Annotated in this window: 15 protein-coding genes; 10 read left to right on the top strand and 5 right to left on the bottom strand. The window is 70.8% G+C overall.

Features of this window, described 5'->3' with window-relative positions; translation table 11 throughout:
- From HZ321_RS18465 to HZ321_RS18450, 4 genes are all read left to right on the top strand, one after another.
- On the top strand, positions 1-3,969 hold a 3,969-nt coding region (locus tag HZ321_RS18465), incomplete at its 5' end, for a beta strand repeat-containing protein (protein WP_206682802.1).
- 207 nt (positions 3,970-4,176) lie between these two features.
- Positions 4,177-4,557: a DUF6165 family protein gene (locus tag HZ321_RS18460; protein WP_181703868.1), complete on the top strand. Its 381-nt coding sequence runs from the start codon at positions 4,177-4,179 to the stop codon at positions 4,555-4,557.
- 18 nt (positions 4,558-4,575) lie between these two features.
- Positions 4,576-9,678: a tetratricopeptide repeat protein gene (locus HZ321_RS18455; RefSeq protein WP_181703867.1), complete on the top strand. Its 5,103-nt coding sequence runs from the start codon at positions 4,576-4,578 to the stop codon at positions 9,676-9,678.
- Positions 9,678-11,174, top strand: a complete 1,497-nt coding sequence (locus HZ321_RS18450; RefSeq protein ID WP_181703866.1) for a tetratricopeptide repeat protein — start codon at positions 9,678-9,680, stop codon at positions 11,172-11,174. Before HZ321_RS18455 ends, HZ321_RS18450 begins: the two co-directional genes overlap by 1 nt.
- Here the strand turns inward: HZ321_RS18450 and HZ321_RS18445 are convergent.
- Positions 11,171-12,424 carry a glycosyltransferase family 4 protein gene (locus HZ321_RS18445; RefSeq protein ID WP_181703865.1) on the bottom strand — a complete coding sequence of 418 codons (1,254 nt, stop codon included), beginning with the start codon at positions 12,422-12,424 and terminating at the stop codon, positions 11,171-11,173. The genes HZ321_RS18450 and HZ321_RS18445 overlap by 4 nt on opposite strands.
- A 162-nt stretch (positions 12,425-12,586) precedes the next feature.
- Here HZ321_RS18445 and HZ321_RS18440 point away from each other — a divergent pair, with 162 nt between their 5' ends.
- Genes HZ321_RS18440 through HZ321_RS18430 form a run of 3 tightly spaced genes read left to right on the top strand, consistent with a single transcriptional unit; the run spans position 12,587 to position 17,620 of the window.
- Positions 12,587-14,815 (top strand): peptidase domain-containing ABC transporter, encoded by a 2,229-nt coding sequence (locus HZ321_RS18440; protein ID WP_181703864.1) that lies wholly within the window; start codon positions 12,587-12,589, stop codon positions 14,813-14,815.
- Positions 14,781-16,130 carry an HlyD family type I secretion periplasmic adaptor subunit gene (locus HZ321_RS18435; RefSeq protein ID WP_181703863.1) on the top strand — a complete coding sequence of 450 codons (1,350 nt, stop codon included), beginning with the start codon at positions 14,781-14,783 and terminating at the stop codon, positions 16,128-16,130. The genes HZ321_RS18440 and HZ321_RS18435 overlap by 35 nt, the downstream gene beginning before the upstream one ends.
- Entirely contained in the window at positions 16,127-17,620 is a 1,494-nt protein-coding gene (locus HZ321_RS18430; RefSeq protein WP_181703862.1) for a tetratricopeptide repeat protein, read from the top strand. Before HZ321_RS18435 ends, HZ321_RS18430 begins: the two co-directional genes overlap by 4 nt.
- Positions 17,621-17,674: 54 nt before the next feature.
- On the opposite strand, the gene HZ321_RS18425 is transcribed toward HZ321_RS18430, so the two are convergent.
- The 4 genes from HZ321_RS18425 to HZ321_RS18410 form a co-directional block, all read right to left on the bottom strand.
- The gene (locus HZ321_RS18425) at positions 17,675-18,523 is read right to left on the bottom strand and encodes a fumarylacetoacetate hydrolase family protein (RefSeq protein ID WP_181703861.1); all 849 of its coding nucleotides are present in this window, start codon (positions 18,521-18,523) and stop codon (positions 17,675-17,677) included.
- Between the two features lie 93 nt (positions 18,524-18,616).
- Positions 18,617-19,360 (bottom strand): SDR family oxidoreductase, encoded by a 744-nt coding sequence (locus tag HZ321_RS18420; RefSeq protein ID WP_181703860.1) that lies wholly within the window; start codon positions 19,358-19,360, stop codon positions 18,617-18,619.
- A 21-nt stretch (positions 19,361-19,381) separates the two neighbouring features.
- Complete coding sequence (locus HZ321_RS18415; RefSeq protein ID WP_181703859.1) at positions 19,382-20,404, bottom strand: aldo/keto reductase; 1,023 nt, start codon at positions 20,402-20,404, stop codon at positions 19,382-19,384.
- Positions 20,405-20,492: 88 nt separating this feature from the next.
- Entirely contained in the window at positions 20,493-21,296 is an 804-nt protein-coding gene (locus HZ321_RS18410) for an IclR family transcriptional regulator (protein ID WP_181703858.1), read from the bottom strand.
- A gap of 192 nt (positions 21,297-21,488) precedes the next feature.
- Between HZ321_RS18410 and HZ321_RS18405 the strand changes: the two genes are divergently transcribed.
- From HZ321_RS18405 to HZ321_RS18395, 3 genes are read left to right on the top strand one after another with little or no spacing between them, the layout of a single operon-like run.
- Complete coding sequence (locus tag HZ321_RS18405) at positions 21,489-22,589, top strand: inositol-3-phosphate synthase (protein ID WP_181703857.1); 1,101 nt, start codon at positions 21,489-21,491, stop codon at positions 22,587-22,589.
- Positions 22,589-23,191, top strand: coding sequence for a histidine phosphatase family protein (locus HZ321_RS18400; protein WP_181703856.1), 603 nt, complete (start codon positions 22,589-22,591; stop codon positions 23,189-23,191). Before HZ321_RS18405 ends, HZ321_RS18400 begins: the two co-directional genes overlap by 1 nt.
- Entirely contained in the window at positions 23,188-24,291 is a 1,104-nt protein-coding gene (locus HZ321_RS18395) for a glycosyltransferase family protein (protein ID WP_181703855.1), read from the top strand. Before HZ321_RS18400 ends, HZ321_RS18395 begins: the two co-directional genes overlap by 4 nt.
- Positions 24,292-24,295 lie beyond the last annotated feature (4 nt).

Genomic DNA, 24,295 nt, shown 5'->3' with positions numbered 1-24,295 from the left:
CTCGGCGGCACGGACCGCCTGGTCCTCGCCTCGGTGGCGGCGAACACCCTCTCGGTGGTCAACATCGAGAGCGTGACGGGCGGCACCGGCTCCGACCAGGTGTGGCTGGCCAACACCCTCTCCAACGCGGTGATCGATCTCGGCGCGGGCTCCGACCAGCTGACGCTGGTGACGGGCGGCACGGCGACGGTCCTGAACGTTGAGACGGTGACCGGCGGCACGGGCGCCGACCGGGTGGTGCTCGGCTCGGCGGTGACCGCCGGGACGGTGGATCTCAACGGCGGCAGCGACACGCTGGTGCTCGGCAAGTTCGTCAACACGCTGACGGTGGCCAACGTGGAGACGCTGACCGGCGAGGCGAGCCGCGACGCGGTGACCTTCACCACGGCGGTCTCCGGCACGGTGGACCTTGCGGCCGGCCTCGACAGCCTGACGCTTGCCGACACCGGCAACACGGCGACGGTCTCCAACATCGAGACGGTGACGGGCGGCACCAACACCGACCTCGTCACCCTGACCGGCGCGGTGACCGGCTTCACGATCAACCTCGGTGCCGGCAACGACAGCCTGACGCTGTCGGGCTCCGGCAACACAGTGACAGTGGTGAACGTCGAAACCTTGGTCGGCAGCACCGGCAGCGATGTGGTGACCTTCGGCCAGGCCATCTCCGGCAGCCTCGATCTCGCAGCCGGCAACGACACGCTGGTGCTCTACAACGGCACCAACGACGTCACCCTGTCCAACGTCGAAACCGTCGTCGGCAATGCCGGCGCGGACAAGGTGACGCTGACCGCCGCCTACACCGGCCGGACCATCGACCTTGCCGCCGGCAATGACACGCTGGTTCTCGCCAACGCGTCGAACAGCCTGACGGTCGCCAACGTCGAGACCGTGACCGGCGACGCCGGTTCGGACATCGTGGTGATGGCGACCAACGCGAGCGGGGTGGTGATCGACCTGATGGGCGGCAGCGACCGCCTGATCCTCGGCAAGTTCACGAACGTGGCGACGGTCTCCAACGTGGAGACGGTGACAGGCGACGCGAGCTCCGACACGATCACGCTGGCGACGCTGATTTCCGGCCAGGTCGACCTTGGCGCGGGCAGCGACAGTCTGACGCTCGGCGCCTTCCTGAACACGGTGACGGTGGCGAACACCGAAACGGTGTCTGGCGGGGCGAGCATCGACCTCGTCACCATCTCCGGCAGCTTGACGGGCACGATCGACCTCAAGGCCGGCACGGATAGCCTGACCCTCGGCGGTCTTTCCACGGTGACCGTCTCCAACGCGGAGACCATCGTCGGTAGTGCCACCCGGGACCTCGTGACGCTCGGCACCGCCTGGACATCGGGCACGATCGACCTCGGCGCGGCCACGGACAGGCTCAGCCTGGCGGCGGGCACCAACACGGTGACCGTGGCGAACGTCGAGACGATCGTCGGCAACACCGGCATCGACGAGGTGATCCTCACCACGGCGCTGGCTGGAGGCTCGGTGGACCTTGGCAGCGGCAACGACAAGCTGACGCTGACGACGGGCACCAACTCCTTCTCCGTCACCAACGTGGAGACGATCACCGGCGTCGGCGGCACCGATACGATCACGCTCTCCAACGCCAGCGGCGTGGTCGTCGACCTCGGCTCCGGCACGGACGAGCTCCGGATCACCACCGGCAGCAACACGGTGAGCGTCGCCAACGTGGAATCCATTCTCGGCGGCACGGGTGCCGACGCGGTGACCTTCACGGCGGCCGCGACCGGCACGGTCAATCTCGGCGCCGGCAACGACAGCGTGACCTTCGCCAACAACGGCGCCACCGCGACCCTCTACGCGGTGGAGACGGTGACCGGCGGCACGGGTGTGGACGCGGTGACCATCGCCGGCGGCATGAGCGGGACGATCGACCTCCTCGGCGGATCGGACAGCTTGACCCTCGGCGGCCTGACCACCGTGACCGTCTCCAACGTCGAAGCCATCACCGGTGGCGCGACGCGGGATCTGGTGACCCTCGGCACCGCCTGGACGTCCGGCACGATCGACCTTGATGCCGGCACCGACAGGCTCAGCCTGGCGGCGGGCACCAACACGGTGACCGTGGCGAACATCGAGACGATCGTCGGCAACACCGGCATCGACGAGGTGATCCTCACCACGGCCCTGGCGGGCGGATCGGTGGACCTCGGCAGCGGCAACGACAAGCTGACGCTGACCACGGGCACCAACTCTTTCTCCGTCGTCAACGTGGAAACCATCACCGGCGTCGGCGGCACCGATACGATCACGCTCTCCAACGCCAGCGGCGTGGTCGTCGACCTCGGCTCCGGCACGGACGAGCTCCGGATCACCACCGGCAGCAACACGGTGAGCGTCGCCAACGTGGAATCCATTCTCGGCGGCACGGGTGCCGACGCGGTGACCTTCACGGCGGCCGCGACCGGCACGGTCAATCTCGGCGCCGGCAACGACAGCGTGACCTTCGCCAACAACGGCGCCACCGCGACCCTCTACGCGGTGGAGACGGTGACCGGCGGCACGGGTGTGGACGCGGTGACCATCGCCGGCGGCATGAGCGGGACGATCGACCTCCTCGGCGGATCGGACAGCTTGACCCTCGGCGGCCTGACCACCGTGACCGTCTCCAACGTCGAAGCCATCACCGGTGGCGCGACGCGGGATCTGGTGACCCTCGGCACCGCCTGGACGTCCGGCACGATCGACCTTGATGCCGGCACCGACAGGCTCAGCCTGGCGGCGGGCACCAACACGGTGACCGTGGCGAACATCGAGACGATCGTCGGCAACACCGGCATCGACGAGGTGATCCTCACCACGGCCCTGGCGGGCGGATGGGTGGATCTCGGCAGCGGCAACGACAAGCTGACGCTGACCACGGGCACCAACTCCTTCTCCGTCACCAACGTGGAGACGATCACCGGCGTCGGCGGCACCGACACGATCACGCTCTCCAACGCCAGCGGCGTGGTCGTCGACCTCGGTTCCGGTACGGACGAGCTCCGGATCACCGTCGGAAACAATGCGGTGAGCGTGACCAACGTGGAGTCCATCCTCGGCGGCACCGGGGCCGACACCGTCACCTTCACGGCGGCGACGACCGGCACCTTCAACCTCGGCGGCGGAAACGACGGCATCGTCTTCAACGCGGCGGGCGCCACGGCGACCGTCTACAACACGGAGACGGTGACGGCGGGCGCGGCAGCGGATGTGATCACCTTCGCCGGCGGTCGGTCAACGATCGACCTCGGCACGGGGCTCGACACGCTGACCTTCTCCGGCGGGACCACGGCGACGCTGACCGGCGTCGAAGCCCTCACCGGCTCCTCCGGTGTCGACGCGGTGACCCTCACCGCCGGCCAGACCACGACGCTCTCCGGCATCGAGGTCCTCACCGGATCGAGCGGCACGGACGTGATCGTGCTCTCGGCGGCGACCACCGGCATGACGGTGAACAACGTCGAGACGCTCACCGGCTCCGGCGGCACCGACACCATCGTGCTCGGCTCGGCGACCGCGGGCATCGCCCTCACCGGGGTGGAGAACATCACCGGCTCGGCGAGCGACGACGTGGTGGTGGTGACCGGTTCCGGCGCGGTGACCGTCAGCCTCGGCCTCGGGGCGGACACCTTCACCGGCGGCACGGGGGCGGACACGCTCACCGGCGGCGGCGGCATCGACACCTTCCGCTTCACCGCGGCGAACCAGTCGGGCACCGGCTCGGCGGCCGATACGATCACCGACTTCGTGTCGGGGACCGACGAACTGGTGTTCACGCTGGGTGGGTCGATGACCTTCATCGGCAACACCGCCTTCGGCAGCGTGGCGAACGAGGTGCGGTTCGACACCGGGACCAAGACCCTGCAGATCGACACCAACGGCAACGGCTCGGCGGACATCGAGATCAAGCTGACGGGCACCACCAACATCGTGGCAGGGGACATCACCTGGTCATGACGCCTATAGGGTGCCGGGCCCCGGTCCGGCACCTGGACTTGTGGATTGCGTTGGTGCAGCGTTCGAATCAGCGCCGGCGTGGATCCTGAACGAACGATCTCGGCGACCGTGGCCCGGTTCGCGAACTCGCATCCCGGGTTCGCGAACCGGGCCACGCCATTTCGAAGGGGCGCTGGTGCGCGCCGGCGGCGGCGGCGGAGGGCGGCGATGATCGAGGTACCGGTGTCCTGGGGCGAGCTGATCGACAAGATCACCATCCTTGAGATCAAGGCCGAGCGGATCGGCGACGCGGCCAAGCTGGCCAACGTCCGCCGCGAACTGGAGCTTCTCAACGGCCGGCTCGCCGCGGCGGCGATCACCGACGAGGTTCGCGCCCTCACGGCCGGTCTGAAGGCGGTCAACCTGGAACTCTGGGACATCGAGGACGAGATCCGCGACCAGGAGCGCGCCAAGGACTTCGGCCCGCGCTTCATCGAGCTCGCCCGCGCCGTCTATGTCACCAACGACAAGCGCGCCGATCTCAAGCGCGCGCTCAACGCCGCCCTCGGATCCGCGATCCAGGAAGAAAAATCCTACGCCGCCTACTGACGCTGGGGCCGAGCGCCGATGTCGATGGTGATGGAGCCCGCAAGGACCGGACCGGATGGTGGCCCCCGCGCTACCGTCGAGGACGGCCGTGCGCGCCACCAGCGCGGCGACCTCTCCGGCGCCGAGGAGATCTACCGCGCCCTGCTGGCCGCCGACCCCGATGACGCGGAGGCCAGCCACCTGCTCGGCGTGCTGATGCACCAGACCGGGCGTGTGCGCGAGGCGATTCCGCTGATCGAGGCCGCCTGCCGCCGGATGCCGGAACGGTCCGCTCCGTTCCAGAACCTCGTCATGCCGCTGATCGACGCCGGACGCGTCGCTGCCGCGGTCGAGGCCGGCGCCACCGCCGTGCGTCTCGCCCCACGCACCGCCGGGCCCTGGACCAACTACGCCTTCGCCCTGGTCGCCGCCGGCCGACTGGAGGATGCGGCGGTCGCGGCGGAGCAGGGCCTTGCCGTCGACGTCGGCAGCGCGGCGCTCTGGAACCAGCTCGCCCACGTGCGCAGCCTGCAGGGCCGGCACGACATCGCCGAGTCGCTGCTGCGCCGGGCGCTCTCCTGCGAGGCCGACAACCGCGACGCGCTCTACAATCTGGCCGTCTGCCTGTTCGAGCTCGGCCGCTACAAGGAGGCCGTGGAGGCCTACACCCACCTGCTGCGGGTAGACCCCCGCCACCGCGGCGGCATCCTCAATCTCGGCGTCTGCCTGTCCCAGATCGGCCGCGTCCGCGAGGCGCTGGCGTTGTGGACCGGTTCCGGGCTGGACCCGGCCGAGTTCACCGAGCTCGCCTATAATCTCGGCACCACGCGCATCCTGTCCGGCGACTGGTCGGGATGGAAGGGCTACGAGCGTCGGCTGGGTATGTCGAACCACCGTGACCCCGCGGTCGTCGCCGGCAAGCCGCTGTGGACCGGCGAGCCACGCCCCGGCGAGACGCTGCTCGTCCACTATGAACAGGGCCTCGGCGACACCGTCCAGTTCGTCCGCCTAGTCCGGGAGGCCGCCGAACGGGTCGGCCGCGTCGTGGTCGTCGTCCAGCCCGTGCTGTTCAACCTCCTCGCCCAGGCCGACCCGTTCCGCCCGGAAGCCGGCGACAAGCGCATCACGCTCCTGAAGGGGGGCGACGCGCTGCCCGCCTTCGACTGCTGGATCCCGCTGCTCTCGCTGCCGCACCGCCTCGGCCTCGAGCCCGAACACCTGCGCCCGGCGCGGCCCTATCTCCACGCCGACCGCTTGCGCGTCGTGCGCTGGGCCGACCGCCTGCTGCGCACCGAACGCGCGGCCGGCATCCTCAACCGGCCGTTCCGCGTCGGGCTGGTCTGGCAGGGCAATCCGAGCAGCCCGGCCGAGCGTCGGCGCTCCTTCCCGCTCTCCACCTACGCCGCCTTGGCCGACCTCCCGGGTGTGGTCTTCTATCCCCTGCAGAAGGGCTTCGGCGCCGAGCAGGTGGCCGATGCGCCGAAGGGCATGCGCCTGCTCGACCTCGGCCCGGACTTCGACACCGGCTCGGACGCCTTCCTCGACACCGTCGCCGTCGCCCGCTCGCTCGACCTCGTCATCACATCCGACACCTCGGTCGCCCACGTGGTGGGTGCCTCCGGCCGCCCGGTCTGGGTGGTGCTGAAGCACGTTCCGGACTGGCGCTGGGGTTTGTCCGGTGAAACCTCGCCCTTCTACCCCAGCATGCGCCTGTTCCGGCAGCCGGAGGTTGGCGATTTCGCCGGGGCCGTGGCCGACGTCCGCGCCGCGCTCGCCCCGCTGGTCACCCTGCGCGCCAAGCTGCTGCGGGCCGAGCGGGAAACCGCCCCGCCCCCGGTGGAGGACGCGATCGCCCGCCATGCCGCCGGCCACTACGCCGACGCCGCGGTGATCTACCGCCGCCGTCTCGCCTTCGACGCCGACGATCCCCTGGCCAACAATCTCCTGGCGATGGCGATCTTCGAGGGCGGCGCGCGCACGCCGGCGGCCGTCGCCGAGGCGTTGCCGCTCGCCTGGCGCGCCGTCGGGGTCGCTCCGGAGAACGCGGACGGCTTCGCCAACCTCGGCGTCCTCCTGAAGGCTGCCGGTCGGATCGCCGAGGCCGAGGGCGTGCTCCGCCAGGCGATCGCCCTTTCGCCCGCCCACCCTGCGGCGCTGTCCAATCTCGTCTCCCTGCTGATCGCCCGCGGCGACGCGGATGCGGCCGTGCGGCTCACCACCGCCCTCGCCGAGGCCTATCCGCGCGATCCGATGATCCGCCGCAACCAGGGCGTCGCCCTTCGCGCGGCCGGCCGATCCGGCACCGCCGTCGCCGCCTTCCGCATCGCCGCCGCGCTGGCGCCGGCCGATGCCGCCGTCCGCGTGCTCCTCGGCAACGTGCTCGACGAGACCGGCGATGTCGTCGCCGCGCGCGCAGCCTGGATCGAGGCGCTGCTGATCCAGCCCGAGGAGCCGGACGCGCTCGGCAACCTCGGCGTCCAGGAGCGCCGCGCCGGCGACCCGCGCCTCGCCGCGTGGCTCTACCGCCGCGCGCTTGCCGTCAGGCCGGCGCACGCCGAGATCTGGACCAATCTCGGCACCGCGCTCTACGAGACCGGCCTGATCGAGGAGGCGCGCGAAGCCTTCGGCCGCGCCATCGCGCTTCGCCCGGACTATGCCGACGCCCACATGGCGCTCGGCATGACCCATCTCCTCGACGGCGACTTCGAGAAGGGTCTGGAGGCCTACGAGTGGCGCCTGAAGAGCGCCCGCGTCGGCATGGCCGGCGACAATCTCCCGCTCTGGAAGGGCGGTGATCCCGCCGGCAGGACGCTCCTGCTCGTCACCGAGCAGGGCTTCGGCGATGCCATCCAGTTCGTCCGCTACGCCGCCCTCCTGAAGGCGGCGGGCGCCCGCGTCCTCGTCGGCTGCCGCGCCCGTCTGGCCAGGCTGATGGCGATGGCCAAGGGCGTCGACGGCGTCGTCGTGGAAGGCGAGACCATCCCGCCCGTCGACGGCATGATCCCGGTCATGAGCCTGCCTTTCCTCAGCCGGACGCGCGTGGAAACCATCCCGGCGGCCGTGCCCTATATCGCCGTCGAACCGGAGCGGGTGCGCCGCTGGGCCGCGCGTCTGGCCGAGAAGGACGGTTTCCGGATCGGCCTCGTGTGGCAGGGCAACCCGGACCCGCTGGTCGACCGTGGCCGCTCGGTGCCGCTCTCCGCCCTGGCGCCGCTCGCCGCGATCCCCGGCGTCCGGCTCATCGCGCTCCAGAAGGGCCCGGGATCCGAGCAGGTCGCGGCCCTCCGCGGCGCCTTCCCGGTGGAAACCCTGGGCCCCGACTTCGACGAGGGGTCGGACGCCTTCCTCGACACTGCCGCCGTGATGGCCAACCTGGACCTCGTCGTCACCACCGACACCGCCGCCCTGCATCTCGCCGGCGCGCTCGGCCGGCCCACCTTCGCGATCCTTAAGGCAAACGCCGAATGGCGCTTCCTGCGCGGCCGGTCCGACAGCCCTTGGTACCCCACCCTGCGCCTGTTCCGGCAGAGCGAGGCGGCGCTCACCGCGCCGGAGCCCTGGGCCGACGTGGTCGCCAAGCTGGCCGGCGAGGTCGCCGCCCTCGCGGCCGGCGACCGCAAGCGCCTGCTGCCCGTCCGCACCACCAGCGCCGTCGCTCGGCCTCGCCGCGTGGACGATCCGGCCAAGGCCTTCGCCCACGCCCTCGACGTCCACAAGGCTGGCCGCCGCGACGACGCCCGCCGCCTCTACGGCGCCATTCTCGCCGACCACCCCGACCACGCCGAATCGATCCACATGCTAGGCGCCATCGCGCTCCAGCGGCAGGCCTACCCGGAGGCGCTGGTCTTCCTGGAGCGCGCCCGCCGGGCCGGCCTGGACAGCGCCGAGTTCTCCACCAACCTCGCCATCGCCTACCGCCGCACCGGACGCACCGACGAGGCCGAGGCGATGCTGCGCGCGGTTCTCGCCGCGCAGCCGAAGTCCGCCGAGACCCTCGTCAACCTCGGCTCGCTGCTGGTGGAGACCGGCCGCGCCGCAGAGGCCCTGCCGCTCCTGGAGCAGGCCGCCGTGCTGCGGCCATGGCTGGCGGAGGTCCACCGCGGCATGGGGAACGCCCTGAAGGACCTCGGCCGTCCCGCCGAGGCGCTGCCGCACTTCGACCGGGCCGTCCGGCTCGCCGCCACCGACGCCGACCTCAAGGTCAACCGCGCCCACGCCCGCCTGGCGGTCGGCGACCTCGCCGGCGGTTTCGCCGACTACGAGGCACGCTGGAAGTCCGGCGAGCTGGTGCCGCGCGATTTCACCGCCCCCCAGTGGGACGGCCGCGCCTTCGAGGGCCGCCGCCTGCTGATCCACGGCGAGCAGGGTCTCGGCGACCACATCCAGTTCGCCCGTTTCCTGCCGCTCGTCGCCCGGCGCGGCGGCCGCGTTCTCCTGGAAGTGCGCCGACCGCTGTTCGGACTGCTTTCCAGCATGGACTTCGGAGGCGCCGTGGAGTTCGTCGAGCAGGGCGGCCCGGTGCCCGACCACGACATCCAGATCGCCATGATGTCGCTGCCCTTCGCCCTCGGCATCACCCTGGACTCGCTGCCGGTCCAGGTGCCCTACCTCGCCGCCGAGCCGGCGCGCGTCGCCACCTGGCGCACCCGCCTGCCGGCGGGCGACGGTCCGCTCGTCGGCCTCGTCTGGCAGGGCAACCCACGCGCCCGCGCCGACAAAGGCCGCTCCCCGCCGCTCGCCGACCTCCACCCCGTGCTGAAGGACCGCCGCGCCCGCTTCGTCGTGCTGCAGAAGGAGCACGGCCTGGACCAGCTCGCCGGTCTGCCCGAAGGCGCCCGCGTCGTCTCGCCCGGACCCGGCTTCGACGCCGGCCCGGACGCCTTCCTCGACACCGCCGCGGTGATGACCCTCTGCGACCTCGTCATCACCTCCGACACGGCGGCCGCCCATCTCGCCGGCGCGCTCGCTCGCCCGACCTTCCTGATGCTGAAGTTCGCGCCGGACTGGCGCTGGATGGAAGGCCGCGCCGACAGCCCCTGGTATCCGACCATGCGGCTGTTCCGCCAGCGCCGCGCGGGCGACTGGCGCGGCGTCGCCGAGGCGGTCGCCGCCGCCCTCGCCGCCGTCCCGGGAGGGCGCTGATGGCCGACGTCGCCCGGCTCCTCGTCGCGGCCCTCGCCGACCACCGCTCCGGCCGCATCGACGAAGCGGCCGACGCCTATTGCCGGGTGCTGGAGCAGGACCCGGACAACGCCGATGCGCTGCATCTCCTCGGTGTCGCCATGCGCGCCCGGGGTGCTTTCGATCAGGCCATCGCCCTGATCCGGCGGGCCACCCGCATCGCCCCGCACATGGTCGATGCCTGGTTCAACCTCGGTAACGCGCTCGCCGCCGCCGGCGACCCGGCCGCCGCCGCCGAGGCCTACGGCACCGTCGTCGCGCTCGACGAAGCGCGCGTCGAGGCCTGGGTCGCCCGCGGCACGGCGCTGAACGCGGCGGGCGAACCGGATGCGGCGATCGAGGTCTTCCTTGCCGCCCTGAAGCGCGACCCGGCCAACCGAAACGCCCGTCACAATCTCGGCAACGCGCTTGCCGAAGCGGGCCGCCCCGCCGAGGCCGCCGAAACGCTCCGCGCCGTCATCGCCGACCACCCGGACCTTGCCGAAGCGCACAACAATCTTTCCCACGTGCTGCTTCGCTCCGGCGATTTCGCCACCGGCTTTGCCGAATACGAGTGGCGCTGGAAGGTCACCCCGCTCGCCTCGCCGCGCCGCTACACCACGACGCCGGAGTGGACCGGCGCGCCCTTCCCGGGCCGCCACCTGGTCGTCCACGCCGAGCAGGGGCTCGGCGACACGATCCAGTTCGCGCGGCTCGTGCCGCTCGCCGCGTCGCTCGGCGGTGAAGTTACCCTCGATGTTCACCGTCCGCTGGTGAAACTTCTGCGCACCATGGAGGGCGTCGACGTGGTGGGGGAGGGCGAAGCGCCGTCCCAGATGGACCTCGCGGTCCCGCTGCTCGGCCTGCCGCACCGCCTCGGCTTGACGCTCGGTGCCGTCCCGGCGAAGACGCCCTACCTGAAGGCCGACCCGGGTCTCGTCTCCGCTTGGCGCGACCGCCTGCGCAAGGACGAACGTCCGATCGTCGCCGTCGCCTTCCGCGGCAATCCCGCCTCGCCGGTCGACCGCGGACGCAGCATCGCCGATGCCGCCCTCCTCGCGCCGCTGCTGGCGGTGCCCGGCATCCGCTTGATCTCGGTCCACAAGCTTGGCCACGAGCAGCTCGAGCCGGTCTGGGGCGGCGGCTGGCGGCTGGCCGAGCCGGATTTTCCCATCGAGCACCCCGGCCCCGAGTTCGACAACGGCCCGGACGCCTTCCTCGACGCTGCGGCGCTGCTGGCGCTGGCCGACCGCGTGGTCACCACCGACACCGCCATCGCGCACCTTGCCGGCGCGCTCGGCCGTCCCACCGAACTGATGCTGAAGCAGGTACCCGATTGGCGCTGGCTGGAAGGCCGGCTGACGACGCCCTGGTATCCCGCCATGCGCCTCCACCGCCAGCCGACCCGCGGCGACTGGGAAACCGTTGTCGCCTCCGTGGCCACCGCCCTCGCCGGCGCGCCGCCGCAGCGCGGCTAGATACGCGAGATCTGGTCGAGCACCACCCGCTTCATGTCCGCCGCCGTCCGCGCCCAGGTCAGCCGCGACAGCGTGTCCGCACCGCGAAGGCCGCGCCGGCGCGCGTCCGTCCGGTCCGCGTAGGCCCGCTCCAGGAGATCGACCGCCTCGTCGACATCGCTCTCCCCCCAGCCCGGCACATCGCCCACCGCCGCCCCGGCGCCGCCGTGCGGCTGCTGCCGCGCAAGCACGTAGCAGTTCTCCTCGCCGATCAGGTCCAGATGACCGGTGTTGGCGGAAAGGATGGTCGGCACCCCGCAGGCCATGCATTCCATTGCTACGAGGTTGGTGCCGCCTTCGCTGCGGTTGGTGAAGAGCGCCACGTCCATCTCCCGGAGCACCGTCGGCATGTGCGCGTTGGGCACGGCGCCGAGATCCAGGAACTGGTGGTCCGCGATCCCGTTCGCCCGCGCCCAGCCCTTCGCGTCCACCCGCTCGTTGGCGTCGAACGGGATCGGCGCAACAAAGCCGGAGGCGTCCAGCGTGCGCGCGAACTGCGGCCACGGGCTGTGCCAGGCGGTCACCAGCATGGCGTCCGGGTGCCGCGCGGCGAAGCGCTTGAAGGCGGCGACGACCAGGTCCTGCCCCTTGCGCAGCTCCAGCTTGCCGCCGCTGAACACCAGGAACCGGTCGCCGAGCGCGCCCCCTTTCGGGGCAGGGTGGAACAGCGTCGGGTCGACCCCCTGGATCACCGTCGTGACGTTGGTGAGGCCGTAGGCCCTGAGGATCCGCTCGTTCCAGGTCGATCCGGCCACGATGAGCGGAAAGGCCCGCGCCCGCTCCAGCGTGGCCGCGTCGAGTTGCGGCACCTCGAAGAACACCACTCCGATCGACGGCCGGCCGGCGAAGGGCACTCCCGCCCTGAGCGGCGTGGAGGAGAAGTCGTTGCCGAGCGCGCAAAGCAGCGGCCCGTCGACCGTCACCGGTGTGTTCTGGAACGGGGAAAGTTTGCCGACCAGCGATGCGGATTGCACCAGGAAGGGCTGCAGCGCCAGCCGCTTCAGCGGGTCGACCGCGATCTGGTCCTCCCGGATCGGCATCGAGGCGATCGGCTCCAGCTCCGGATCGCGCGACCAGTGCAGGGCGAGATTGAGCCCGTAGACGCCCCAGCCGAAGAAGCTGGAGATTCCCCAGTGGATCACCACCCGCCGCCGCATCGCCCGCCCCCGAAGCGCTCGTCCGAGGAGCCGGCGGTCCGCCGCGGTCCGCATCCCTCGCTCCCCTTGCTCTACGGCGATCATGCTTAACGCCGCGTTACCGAGGGGCACCCCCTGGAAAGGATCTGTCAACCGATCGTTAACCAATACGAAACACACTGCGCCTCGGCGACCCCCATGGTTCGGAGGGGTTGAAGGCCGTTGGTGTGAGAGGCGATGAGGGCAAGCGACGCGGAGACGGCCGGACCGTCCACGGCGACCGACGGCGGGCCCGATTCCGCCATGGCCGCCCTTGCGCTGGTCGCCGAGAAGCTGGGCGTCCACCTCGGCGTCGACGCGCTGCGCGCCCGCTTCGGCTCCGGCGAGACCTTCTCAGCCCGCCGCCTGATCCGCATCGCCGACGAGACCGGCTTCCGCGCCCGTCGCACCACGCTCGCCTGGGCGGACCTGGAAAGGCTGGGCGACGCCTTCCCGGTCATCCTGCGCCTGACCTCGGGCGACTGCCTGGTCGCCGAGGGCATCATCCGTGAAGGCGCGACCGTCGCCCTGATGGTGCGCGATCCCGCCAACCCCTCCGCGCCCGCGCTTGCTGTCGACGAACTGCGGCTGGAGGCCCACTGGCGCGGCGAGGCCTACCTCGTCAAGCGCCGCCACGACGTCGACGAGATCGCCCGGCCCTTCGGGATCGGCTGGATGGTCTCCGTGGTCCTCAAGGAGCGCCGGCTTTTCCGCGACATCGGCATCGCAGCCATGGCGATGAGCGTTCTCGCCCTCGTCCCGCCCATGCTCTACATGGTCGTCATCGACCGCATTCTCGTCCACCAGCGCATGTCGACGCTGTGGGTGCTGGTCGGCGCGGTCGCGGCCATCCTCGCTTTCGAGACCGCCCTCGGCTACCTCCGCCGTCTGATGGTCGCGGTCGCCACCGCCCGCATCGACGCGCGCGTCTCCACCCAGATCTTCGACCGCATGATCGCGCTGCCGATCGACTTCTTCGACAAGAACCCGACCGGCATCATCAACTACAAGCTCGGCGAGGTTCGCCGGGTCCGCAACTTCCTCACCGGCCAGCTGTTCGGCACCATCCTGGACGCCACCACCCTGATCGTGCTGGTGCCGGCCATGTTCGTCCTGAACCCCTGGCTCGCAACCTTCGTCATGGGCATTGCGGTGCTGATGGGCATCGTCGTGCTGGCCTACATGGGCCCCATGCAGCGCGGCTACCAGAAGGTCATCGAGGCCGAGCAGCGCAAGAACCAGTTCATGATCGAGTCGCTGCAGGGCATCCGCACGGTGAAGTCGCTGGCGCTGGAAGGCCGCAAGCGCCGCGAATGGGACGTCCGCGTCGCCCGCGCCGTGGTCGCTTCCACCGATATGCAGTTCCTCGCCAACCAGCCGCAGACCCTGCTCGCCCCGCTGGAGAAGCTGATCTACGCCGGCTCGCTCTGCTTCGGCGGTTTCCTGGCGATCCAGGGCGATCACACCGTCTTCGCCGGCACGCTCGTCGCCTTCACCATGATCGCCGGCCGGGCCACCCAGCCGATCGTCCAGATCGCCGCGCTGATGCAGCAGATCCAGGAGGTCCGCGGCGCGGTGGAGCAGGTGGCCTCCGTCGTCAACGTCGCGCCCGAACCGCGCCGCGCCAACGGCGTGCGCCCGCAGATGAACGGCCGCATTTCCTTCCACGACGTCCGCTTCCACTACGACGGCGCCAAGACCCCCGCGCTCGACGGCGTCTCCTTCACCGTGGAACCCGGCACCGTGGTCGGCATCATGGGCCGCTCCGGCTCCGGCAAGACCACCATCACCCGCCTCCTCCAGGGCCTGCACCAGTCCTACGAGGGCCTGATCAAGATCGACGGCGTGGAACTGCGCGAGATCGACCTCGACCACCTGCGCGCCCGCACCGGCGTCGTCCTGCAGGACAGCTTCCTCTTCCAGGGCACCATCCGCGACAACATCCTGATGGGCATGCCCGAGGCCGGCCACGAGCGGATGATCGAGGCCGCCCGCCTCGCCGGCGCCGAGGAGTTCATCGAGCGCCTGCCGCGCGCCTACGACACCCTCATCGAGGAGCACGCCTCCAACCTCTCCGGCGGCCAGCGCCAGCGCCTCGCCATCGCCCGCGCCCTCGTCACCGATCCGCCGTTGCTGGTCTTCGACGAGGCGACCAGCGCGCTTGATCCGGACAGCGAGGCGATCATCGCCGAGAACCTCCGCCGCATCTCCAAGGGGCGGACGGTGATCGTGATCTCACACCGCCTCGCCTCGCTCACCGACTGCGACCAGATCCTCGTCCTCGACCGCGGCCGCCTGATCGATTCCGGCCGCCACCTCGATCTTCTGGAGCGCTGCACCGTCTACAACCACCTTTGGTACCAGCAGAACCGCCACCTCTCGGGAGCCACGCATGTCGAGCGTCACGGCACGGCCGCCCGCGCCTGACGGGCCGGCGGCGAAGGACATCAGGGACTTCCAGTCCGACACCGCCGAGCTGCTCGGCCGTCCCGTGCCCTGGCGCGCCCGCGCCACGCTGCACCTGATCGCCGCCGCCATCGCCGCCGCCGCCGTGCTCGCCGGCGTCGTGCCGATCGACCGGGTGGTCCAGGCCCGCGGCAGCGTCATCTCCGTCCAGCCCACCATGCTGGTCCAGCCGCTGGAAACCTCCATCATCCGCGAGATCGCCGTTCGCGACGGCCAGGTCGTGCGCAAGGGCGACCTCCTCGCCCGCCTCGATCCCACCTTCTCCACCGCCGACCTCACCCGCGTCGAGCAGCAGACGACGGCGCTCGCGGAGGAGATCGCCCGCCTCTCCGCCGAGCTCGACGGAACGCCCTACGCTCCCGCCCGCGACGGCCTTCACGTCACGGCCCAGCGCGCCCTCTACGCCTCCCGCAAGGCCGAGTACGAGGCGGCGCTTGCCCGCTACGACGAGAAGATCGCCGGCGTCGAGGCCGAGATCGCCAACGCCAACAAGGACATCGAATTCTTCCGTCAGCGCCTGGTGATCTTCGCCGACGTGGAGAAGATGCGTCAGACCCTGGAGAAGAAGCAGGCCGGCAGCCGCCTCAATGCCCTCGTCGCCACCGACAACCGCGTCGAGATGGAGCGCAACGTCGTCACCAACGAGGGCCGCATCCGCGCCGCCAACCACGAGCTCGCCGCGCTGCGCAGCGAGCGCATCGTCTACCTCAAGCAGTGGCGCGCCCGCCTCGCGCAGGACTTGAGCGACCGCCAGATCGCCCTCGACGCCGCCCGCGAGGAGCTCGCCAAGGCTACCCGGCGCCACGACCTGATCGAACTGAGGGCGGTCGAGGATGCCGTCGTTCTTCAGGTCGGCAGTTTCTCCGTCGGCTCCGTGCTCCAGTCCGGCGAGAAGATGATGACCCTCGTCCCCCTCGACACCGCCTACGAGGTCGAGGTGATGGTGGAAGCCCGCGACCAGGGGCTCGTGAAGGTCGGCGACGAGGTCCAGCTCAAGTTCGAGGCCTGGCCCTTCGTCGAGCACGGCTCCGCGTCCGGCCGTGTACGCACCGTCAGCGCCGACAGCTTCACCCCGAGCGAACAGGCCGGCGGCCAGCCCTACTACGTCGCCACGGTCGAACTCATCGACACCAACCTTCGCCGCGTACCGGACGACTTCCGCCTCGTCCCCGGCATGCCGCTCACCGCCGACATCGACGTCGGCGCGCACACCATCCTGTCCTATCTGCTCAACGGCGCGCTGGCCAACCTCAACGAGGGGTTCTCCGAACCATGACCGACGCCGCGTCCGTCCCCGTTGCCGAACCCGTTGCATCGGCAGCTGCCGCCGCGCCGACGCCGGCCCGTCCCTCCCGTCTGCGCCGCCTGTTCCGCCGCGACCGGGTCGCCCGCGCCAAGGTCGAGCTTGAGGCCGACAAGCCGGTCGAAGCCGCACGCGTCTACCGCGCCGCAGCCGAGAAGGGCGACCCGGAAGCCGCCCTCGCGCTTGCCGTGCTGCACGAACGCGGCCACGGCCTCGCCCGCAGCCTCGCCGACGCCGCCCATTGGTACCGCCGTGCCGCCGGAGCCGGCGATGCCCGCGCCGACGCCGCGCTCGCCACCCTTCTCCTGCGCGGCGACGGCCGCCCGGAACCGGCGCTCGGGCCGGCGATTCGCCAACTCTTCCCGAACGGCACGACGCTCGCCGCCGACCATGCCGGAGCCCGCGACCATGCCCTCCGCGCCGCCGAGGCCGGCATCGTCGCGGCGCAGGCGACGCTCGGCTACATCCTCGCCTCCGGCATCGGCGGCCCCGCCGATACGGCCGCCGCCGCCGACTGGTACCGCAAGGCCGCGGAGGCCGGAAACCCGGAGGCGGCCCTCGGGCTCGGCACGCTGCTCGCCGGCGGCCACCTTGGCGCCCCGGACCACGAAGCGGCCCGCCGCTGGTTCGAGCAGGCGGCGGAGGCCGGCAACGGCACCGCCCTGATGTCGCTCGGCGTCCAACTGATGTACGGCCTCGGCACCGGCATCGACTACGAAGCGGCCGCCGGCTTCTTCAAGCGCGCCATCGAAAAGGGCAACGCCCAGGCGATGCGCCACCTCGGCCTGCTTCTCCTGGAAGGGCTCGGCGTCCGCAAGGACATTGAGGGTGCCGAAACCCTGCTCCGCGGTGCCGCCGCCCGCGGTGACGCGGAGGCCATGGCCCGCCTCGGCGATCTCTACTCTCGCGGCATCGGCCGCCCTGTCGATCTCGGCTTCGCCTCGCGCTGGTACCGTCAGGCGGCCGTCCTCGGCCATGCCGGCGCCGTGCGCAATCTGGAACAGATCGCCCGCTCTGGCACGGAAGGAACGCTTCGGCCCGCCGCCGCGTCGCCTCCCTCCGACCTGGAAACCGCGGCCAGCCGCGGCAACGCGACCGCCGCCTTCGAGCTCGGCGTCGCCTACGCTACCGGCAACGGCGTGGTCACCGATTTCGCCAAGGCCGCGCGTTATTCCAGGATCGCCGCCGAAGCCGGTCACCCGATCGCCAAGGTCAACATCGGCCGCTTCCACATGCGCGGCGTCGGCGTCCCGCGCGACCTCGAAGCGGCGCGCACTTGGCTGGAGTCTGCGCTGGCCGATGGCGAGCCGCAGGCCCTCGTCGCGCTTGGCGAACTCGCCGCCTACTGGTCCGAGCCGCCCGACTACGCCGCCGCCCGCCTCCATCTGGAGCGCGCCGCCGCAGCCGGCGACGATCGCGCCCGCGACCTCCTCGCAGACGTCCTCCGCCGGGCGGCAAGCTGAAACGGCCGCCCTGAGGGCGGCCGTCCATCGTCATCAACCCTCAGGAAACGGCGTTCAGCCGGCCGCGACCGTTGTCTGCATCTGCTCGCCGAGCCCTTCGATGCCGAGCCGGATCTCCTGGCCCGGCTTCAGGTAGACCGGCTCCGGCTTGATCCCCATGCCGACGCCCGGGGGGGTGCCAGTGGAGATCACGTCGCCCGGCTGCAGGCTCATGAACTGCGAGATGTAGGACACCAGCGTGCGCACGCCGAACACCATCGTGGTGGTCGAGCCGTTCTGCCGGGTCAACCCGTCGACGGAGAGCCACATCTTCAGGTTCTGCGGATCCGCCACCTCGTCGGCCGTCACCAGCCACGGCCCGATCGGTCCGAAGCTGTCGGCCGACTTGCCCTTGGTCCACTGGCCGCCGCGCTCGGTCTGGAAGGCGCGCTCCGACACATCGTTGATCACGCAGTAGCCGGCCACGTGGTCCATCGCGTCGTCCTCGGAGACATAGCGAGCCTCCTTGCCGATGATCACGCCGAGTTCCACCTCCCAGTCGGTCTTCTGGCTGCCGCGCGGGATGATGACGTTGTCGTTCGGCCCGGTGATCGCCGACGTCGCCTTCATGAACAGGATCGGCTCCTTGGGGATCGTCGCACCCGTTTCCGCCGCGTGGTCCGCGTAGTTGAGCCCGATGCAGATGAACTTGCCCACCCGTCCCACGCAGGGGCCGTAGCGCACCGGGCCGTCCACCAGCGGCAGCGACGCCGGATCGATCGCGGCGATCCGGGCGAGCCCCTCAGGCGTCAGAACGTCGCCGGCGATGTCGGTGACATGGGCGGAAAGGTCCCGGATCTTGCCGTCGGCGTCGAGCAGGCCCGGCTTTTCGGCGCCGGTGGGTCCGTAGCGGAGAAGTTTCATCGATGCGAAGTCCTGATTATGGGAAGAAAAAAGTCGGGGGGAGCCTGATCTGTCGGCGCCGATCATCGCAGACCGGAGCGCCTCGGCCCACCCTCAAACGTTCGACCAGCCGCCGTCGATCACCAGCGCCTGGCCGGTCATGAAGGAGCTTTCGTCGCTGGAGAGGTAGACGACGAGCTCGGCCACCTCCTCCGGCGTGCCCAGCCGGCCCATCGGCTGGCGGGCGATGAAGGCGGCGCGCGCGGTGTCGAAATCGCCAAGCGCGCGCATCCGGTCGTGCAGGCTCGGGCTCTCCACCGTGCCCGGACAGACTGCGTTCGCCCGGATGCCCTTGGTGACGAAGTCCGCCGCCACCGATTTGGTCATCCCGATCACTGCCGCCTTGGACGCGCCGTAGACGAACCGGTTCGGCGCTCCGATCACCGAGGAGGCCACCGACGCCATGTTGACGATCGCCCCGCCGCCGTTCTCGATCATCGCCGGCAGCAGCGCCCGGATCATCCGGTACATCGACTTGACGTTGAGGTCGAAGGAGAAGTCGAAGGCCGCCTCGTCGCAGTCCAGGATCGTCCCGGCATGGACGAAGCCGGCGCAGTTGAAGAGCACATTCGGCGCGGGGATGGACGCGGCGAACGCGGCCACCGCCTCGGCCGACCGCACGTCGAGCACGCGCGTCTCGATCCCCGGCGTGCCCTCCAGCTCCTTCAGCTTCTCCGCGTTGATGTCGGTCGCGATCACCCGCGCACCTTCCCGGGCGAAGGCGAGCGCGCTGGTGCGGCCCATGCCTTGAGCGGCGGCCGTCACCACCGCGATCTTGTTCTTCAGCCGATCGGTCATGATCCTGTCCTCGTCGATCGTTCAGGCGGTCGGAACCGGCGCATCCTCGCGCATCAGGCCCGCAGCCTTGAGGTCGCGCCAGAGCGCGACGGGAATCCGCTTCGCCTCGTCCAGGATGGAGAGGTTCGCCGCCAGCTCCGTCGTCCGGGACATGCCGGGGATGACGCAGGCGACGGCCGGATGGGTAAGCGGGAAGGCGAGCGCCGCCGCCGGCAGCCGCACCCCGTGGTCGCGGCAGACCGCTTCGATCCGGCCGACCTTGTCCAGCACCCATTGCGGCGCTGGCGCGTAGTTGTAGTGAGCCCCGGCCACCGGCCCGGTGGCGAGCACGCCCGAATTGTAGGCGCCGCCGACGATTACCGAGGCTTGCTCCTTGAGGCAGCGCGGCAGGAACGACGCCAGCGACTCCTGTTCCAGGAGGGTGTAGCGCCCCGCCAGGAGGAAGCAGTCCCAGCGGGCGAAATCCATCGCCGCCTCGCAGACCTCCCACTCGTTGACGCCGAGCCCGATCGCCTGCACCACGCCCTGGTCGCGCAGCTCGCCGAGCGCCTTCGCCCCGCCGTCCATCGCGATCCGGAACAGCTCCTCGTGACGTACGCCGTGGGTGACACGGCCGATGTCGTGCATCAGGAGCACGTCGATCCGGTCGATCCCGAGCCGCTGCAGCGAGTGCTCGAAGGAACGCATCACCCCGTCGTAGGAATAGTCGTAGACCGGCTCGAACGGCATCGGCGACCAGAACTCCTGGCGCGCCGGATGATCGCCCGCGTTCGGCTTCAGGAGCCGACCCACCTTGGTAGAGAGGACATAGCTGTCCCGCGGCCGCTCGCGCAGGCCGTCGCCGAACCGGCGTTCTGAAAGCCCGAAGCCGTAGTAGGGCGCCGTGTCGTAGAAACGGAAGCCCGCCTCCCAGACCCCGTCCAGCAGCGCCTCGACCTCGGTTTCCGGGATCTTGCGGAACATGTTGCCGAGCGGTGCGCCGCCGAATCCGTATTCGGTGGTGACGAGGCCGGTGGTGCCGATGCGGCGGGTCGCGAACGCCATGGACGAACCTCCCTGGAACGGGCGGATCTGGCGCCCGCCTCAGGAGGATTCACATACACGCCATCGTTCCACCTGTAAACCGATCGTCTCACGCCAGCGCGGCCGAGATCCGTCCTGCCGCCTCGATCAGGCGCGTCAGCAGGGCGCCTGCCTCGATCGGGCGGAGCTTCAGGCGGATGTAGGGCGCCGTCAGCGCCGCCACCGCGCCGCCCTCGCGCGGATCGATGATCGGCGCGGAAATGTCCTGCGAGCCCTCCATCGTCCCGGATGGCCGAAGCACGCCGCCGAGCGCCCGCCAGCGTTCCAGGTCGGCGACCAGCGCCCCGATGTCCAGCCGCGGGTCCTCCTCGCCGATCTGCGCCAGCAGCCGGTGCCGCCGCCGCGGATCCATGAAGGCGAGCAGGCAGTGGCCCGAGCCGGTGATGACGAGCGGATCCCGGTAGCCGACGCGCACGGAAAGCCCGATCTGGCTGCCGCTTTCCGCCCGCCGCACCACCACCATCTGTGTCCCTGAAACCACCGCCAGGTGCGCGGAATAGCCCGTCGCGTCGGCGAACGCCGTCATTACCGGAGCCGCCACGTCCAGGAGATCACGCGTGCCCGGGCGTTCCAGCCCCAGTCGGAACAGCCGGCCGGCCATCCGGAACCGGTCGTCGTCGCCGCGCTCGATGTAGCCGCGCGCCTCCAGCACCGCCACCATCCGGAAGATCTCGCCCTTGCTCCGCCCGAGCGCCTCGGCGATTTCGCTCAGTGTCATCGCCTCCCGGCTCGCCGACAGCGCCTCCAGGATATCCAGCCCCTTCTCCAGCGCCGGCGCACTGTACCGCCGCCCCCCGTCGGCCTCCGGCAGGATGGGATCACCGGTTGAAAGTGAAGGATTATCGTCGCGCATGTTTCATCTATGAAACCGAAGCCGCCGGGATGCAAGCCCCCCGCATCGCTCCCGATGCGGTCGCGGGCTCTCGACCCTGATCCCGGAACATTTCTCGCCGACCGCTGTTTGCCCCGCAGCGCTTACCCCCAAGGTCGTGCGCGGCGCGCCTGAGGGGTCGCGCCGGCGCGGCCGGCGAGACCGGGAGTTTTCATGGGCCAGAGGACCATCCGCCTTGGCATCGTCGGCGTCGGCAACTGCGCCTCGTCCCTCGTCCAGGGGCTGACCTACTACCGCGACGCCCGCGGCAACGAGCCGATCCCCGGCCTGATGCACGTCGACCTCGGCGGCTACCACGTCGGCGACATCGAGGTGGCCTCCGCCTTCGACGTCGACGCCCGCAAGGTCGGCCGCGACGTCTCCGAGGCGATCTTCGCCGGCCCCAACAACACCCAGCGTTTCTCCGCGGTACCCGACACCGGCGTCGTCGTCGCCCGCGGCAACACCCTCGACGGGATCGGCCGGTACCTGAAGGACAAGGTCGCCGAATCCGACGAGCCGGTCGCCGACGTCACCGCCATCCTGGAGCGGACCCGCACCGACGTGCTGGTCTCCTATCTCCCCGTCGGCTCGCAGAAGGCGGCCGAGTGGTACGCCGAGCGGGCACTGGAAGCCGGCTGCGCCTTCGTCAACTGCATGCCGGTGTTCATCGCCTCCAACCCGGAATGGGCCGCCCGCTTCGAGGCGCGCGGCCTGCCGATCATCGGCGATGACATCAAGAGCCAGGTCGGCGCCACCATCGTCCACCGCATGCTCACCAACCTCTTCCGCGAGCGCGGCGTGCGGCTCGACCGCACCTACCAGCTCAACTTCGGCGGCAACACCGACTTCGAGAACATGCTCGAGCGCGAGCGCCTTGAATCCAAGAAGATCTCCAAGACCCGCGCGGTCACCAGCCAGCTCGACGTCGACCTCGATCCCGACGACGTCCACGTCGGCCCCAGCGACTACGTCCCCTGGTTGACCGACCGCAAGTGGGCCTACATCCGCATGGAGGGCACCACCTTCGGCGGGATGCCCTTGAACGCCGAGCTCAAGCTGGAGGTCTGGGACAGCCCGAACTCCGCCGGCATCGTCATCGACGCCGTCCGCTGCGCCAGGCTCGCCCTCGACCGCGGCCTGAAGGGCCCGATCGTCGCGCCTTCCAGCTACTTCATGAAGTCGCCGCCCGTGCAGTTCACCGACGACGAGGCCCGTCGGCGCACGCTCGCCTTCATCGCGGGCCGCGACGAGGCATCGGAGACCGAGCATTGATGGTGCTCCACCTGGTCCGACACGCCGCGCACGGCCACGTCGGCCATATCCTCTCCGGCCGCCAGCCCGGCCTGTCGTTGAGCGACCGCGGCCGCGCTGAAGCCGGCTCGCTCGCCCACGCGCTCGCCCGCCTGCCGCTCGACGCCGTTCACGCCAGCCCGCGCGAGCGCGCCGTGGAGACCGCCGAGGCCGTGGCCGCCCCGCACGGACTTGCCGTCGAGATCGCCCCGGATCTCGACGAGATCGACTTCGGCGCCTTCACCGGCCGCACCTTCGACGACCTTGCCGACGACCCCGACTGGCGAGCGTGGAACGACGACCGCGACACCGCCCGCTGCCCCGGCGGCGAGACCATGGCCGAGGCGCAGGCGCGGATCCTGCGCCATCTCGCCGTCCTCGCCCGCCGCCACCAGGGCGGCGTCGTCGCCTCCGTCACCCACGCCGACATGATCAAGGCGGCTGTCGTTCACGTCCTCGGCCTTCCCCTCGCCGCCATCCACCGCTTCGACGTCGACCCCGCTTCGGTCACCACCCTCAGCCTGGGCGACGCCCCGCCCCGCCTCGTCAGCCTCAACGTCGTCCACGGGGAGGAGCGCGCGTGAAGCTCGTCGTCTTCGGCCTCACCATCTCCTCATCCTGGGGCAACGGCCACGCCACCCTCTGGCGCGGCCTCGTCAAGGCGCTCGCCCGCCGCGGCTGGACGGTGGTCTTCTACGAGAAGGACGTCTCCTGGTACGCCGGCGCCCGCGACTACCACGCGATCCCCGGCGGCGAACTCGTGCTCTACCGCGATCTCGCCGACTTCCGCCAACACGCCGAGCGGCACCTCGCCGACGCCGACGTCGCGATGGTCACCTCCTATTGCCCGGACGGCATCGCCGCCACCGACCTCGTCCTCGCCGCCCCTCGTCCTCGCCGCCTCTTCTACGACCTCGACACGCCCGTCACGCTGGCCCGCCTCGGCGACGGCGAGAGCCTGCCCTACATCGGCGCGCGCGGCCTTGCCGACTTCGACCTCGTCCTCAGCTACACCGGCGGCCCGGCGCTCGATGCCCTGAAGCGCCACCTCGGCGCCCCTGCGACCGCCGCCCTCTATGGCCACGTCGATCCGGACGTGCATCGTCCCGCCGCCCCGGATCCGGCCTTCGCCGGCGCGATGTCCTACATCGGCACCTTCGCCGCCGACAGGCAGGCCGCGCTGGAGACGCTGCTCGTCGCCCCCGCCCGCCGCCGGCCGGACAGCCGCTTCGTCATCGCCGGCGCCCAGTACCCGGACGACTTCCCGTGGGGCGACAACATCTTCTTCGTCCGCCACCTGGCCGCCGAAGCCCATCCGGCCTTCTATGCCTCCTCCCGCCTCACCCTCAACGTCACGCGCGAGGCGATGGCGCGCTCCGGCTGGTGCCCCTCCGGCCGCCTCTTCGAGGCCGCCGCCTGTGGCGCCGCCGTCCTCAGCGACTGGTGGCCCGGCCTCGACGCCTTCTTCGAACCCGGCGAGGAGATCCTGATCGGCCGGTCCGCCGACGATGCGCTGATGGCGCTCGACCTTTCCGACGCCGACCTGTCCCGCATCGCCCGCGCCGCGCGCGACCGCGCGCTCGCCGAGCATACCTCCGACCACCGCGCCGCCGAGTTCGAGGCCATCCTCGACCGCGAACCCGTCGGCATCCTTCCCCGCGAACCCGCCCGTCTGGAGGGCTGAACCC

This window comes from Chthonobacter albigriseus (genome assembly GCF_013839445.1).
Classification (GTDB): domain Bacteria; phylum Pseudomonadota; class Alphaproteobacteria; order Rhizobiales; family Pleomorphomonadaceae; genus Chthonobacter; species Chthonobacter albigriseus.
This window is presented reverse-complemented; position numbering and strand designations above follow the sequence as displayed.

Bases quoted from the DNA above. Each gene is read 5' to 3' on its own strand.
- HZ321_RS18460 (WP_181703868.1), top strand. From the start codon at position 4,177: ATGATCGAGGTACCGGTGTCCTGGGGCGAGCTGATCGACAAGATCACC.
- HZ321_RS18455 (WP_181703867.1), top strand. From the start codon at position 4,576: ATGTCGATGGTGATGGAGCCCGCAAGGACCGGACCGGATGGTGGCCCC.
- HZ321_RS18450 (WP_181703866.1), top strand. From the start codon at position 9,678: ATGGCCGACGTCGCCCGGCTCCTCGTCGCGGCCCTCGCCGACCACCGC.
- HZ321_RS18445 (WP_181703865.1), bottom strand. From the start codon at position 12,424: ATGCGGACCGCGGCGGACCGCCGGCTCCTCGGACGAGCGCTTCGGGGG.
- HZ321_RS18440 (WP_181703864.1), top strand. From the start codon at position 12,587: ATGAGGGCAAGCGACGCGGAGACGGCCGGACCGTCCACGGCGACCGAC.
- HZ321_RS18435 (WP_181703863.1), top strand. From the start codon at position 14,781: ATGTCGAGCGTCACGGCACGGCCGCCCGCGCCTGACGGGCCGGCGGCG.
- HZ321_RS18430 (WP_181703862.1), top strand. From the start codon at position 16,127: ATGACCGACGCCGCGTCCGTCCCCGTTGCCGAACCCGTTGCATCGGCA.
- HZ321_RS18425 (WP_181703861.1), bottom strand. From the start codon at position 18,523: ATGAAACTTCTCCGCTACGGACCCACCGGCGCCGAAAAGCCGGGCCTG.
- HZ321_RS18420 (WP_181703860.1), bottom strand. From the start codon at position 19,360: ATGACCGATCGGCTGAAGAACAAGATCGCGGTGGTGACGGCCGCCGCT.
- HZ321_RS18415 (WP_181703859.1), bottom strand. From the start codon at position 20,404: ATGGCGTTCGCGACCCGCCGCATCGGCACCACCGGCCTCGTCACCACC.
- HZ321_RS18410 (WP_181703858.1), bottom strand. From the start codon at position 21,296: ATGCGCGACGATAATCCTTCACTTTCAACCGGTGATCCCATCCTGCCG.
- HZ321_RS18405 (WP_181703857.1), top strand. From the start codon at position 21,489: ATGGGCCAGAGGACCATCCGCCTTGGCATCGTCGGCGTCGGCAACTGC.
- HZ321_RS18400 (WP_181703856.1), top strand. From the start codon at position 22,589: ATGGTGCTCCACCTGGTCCGACACGCCGCGCACGGCCACGTCGGCCAT.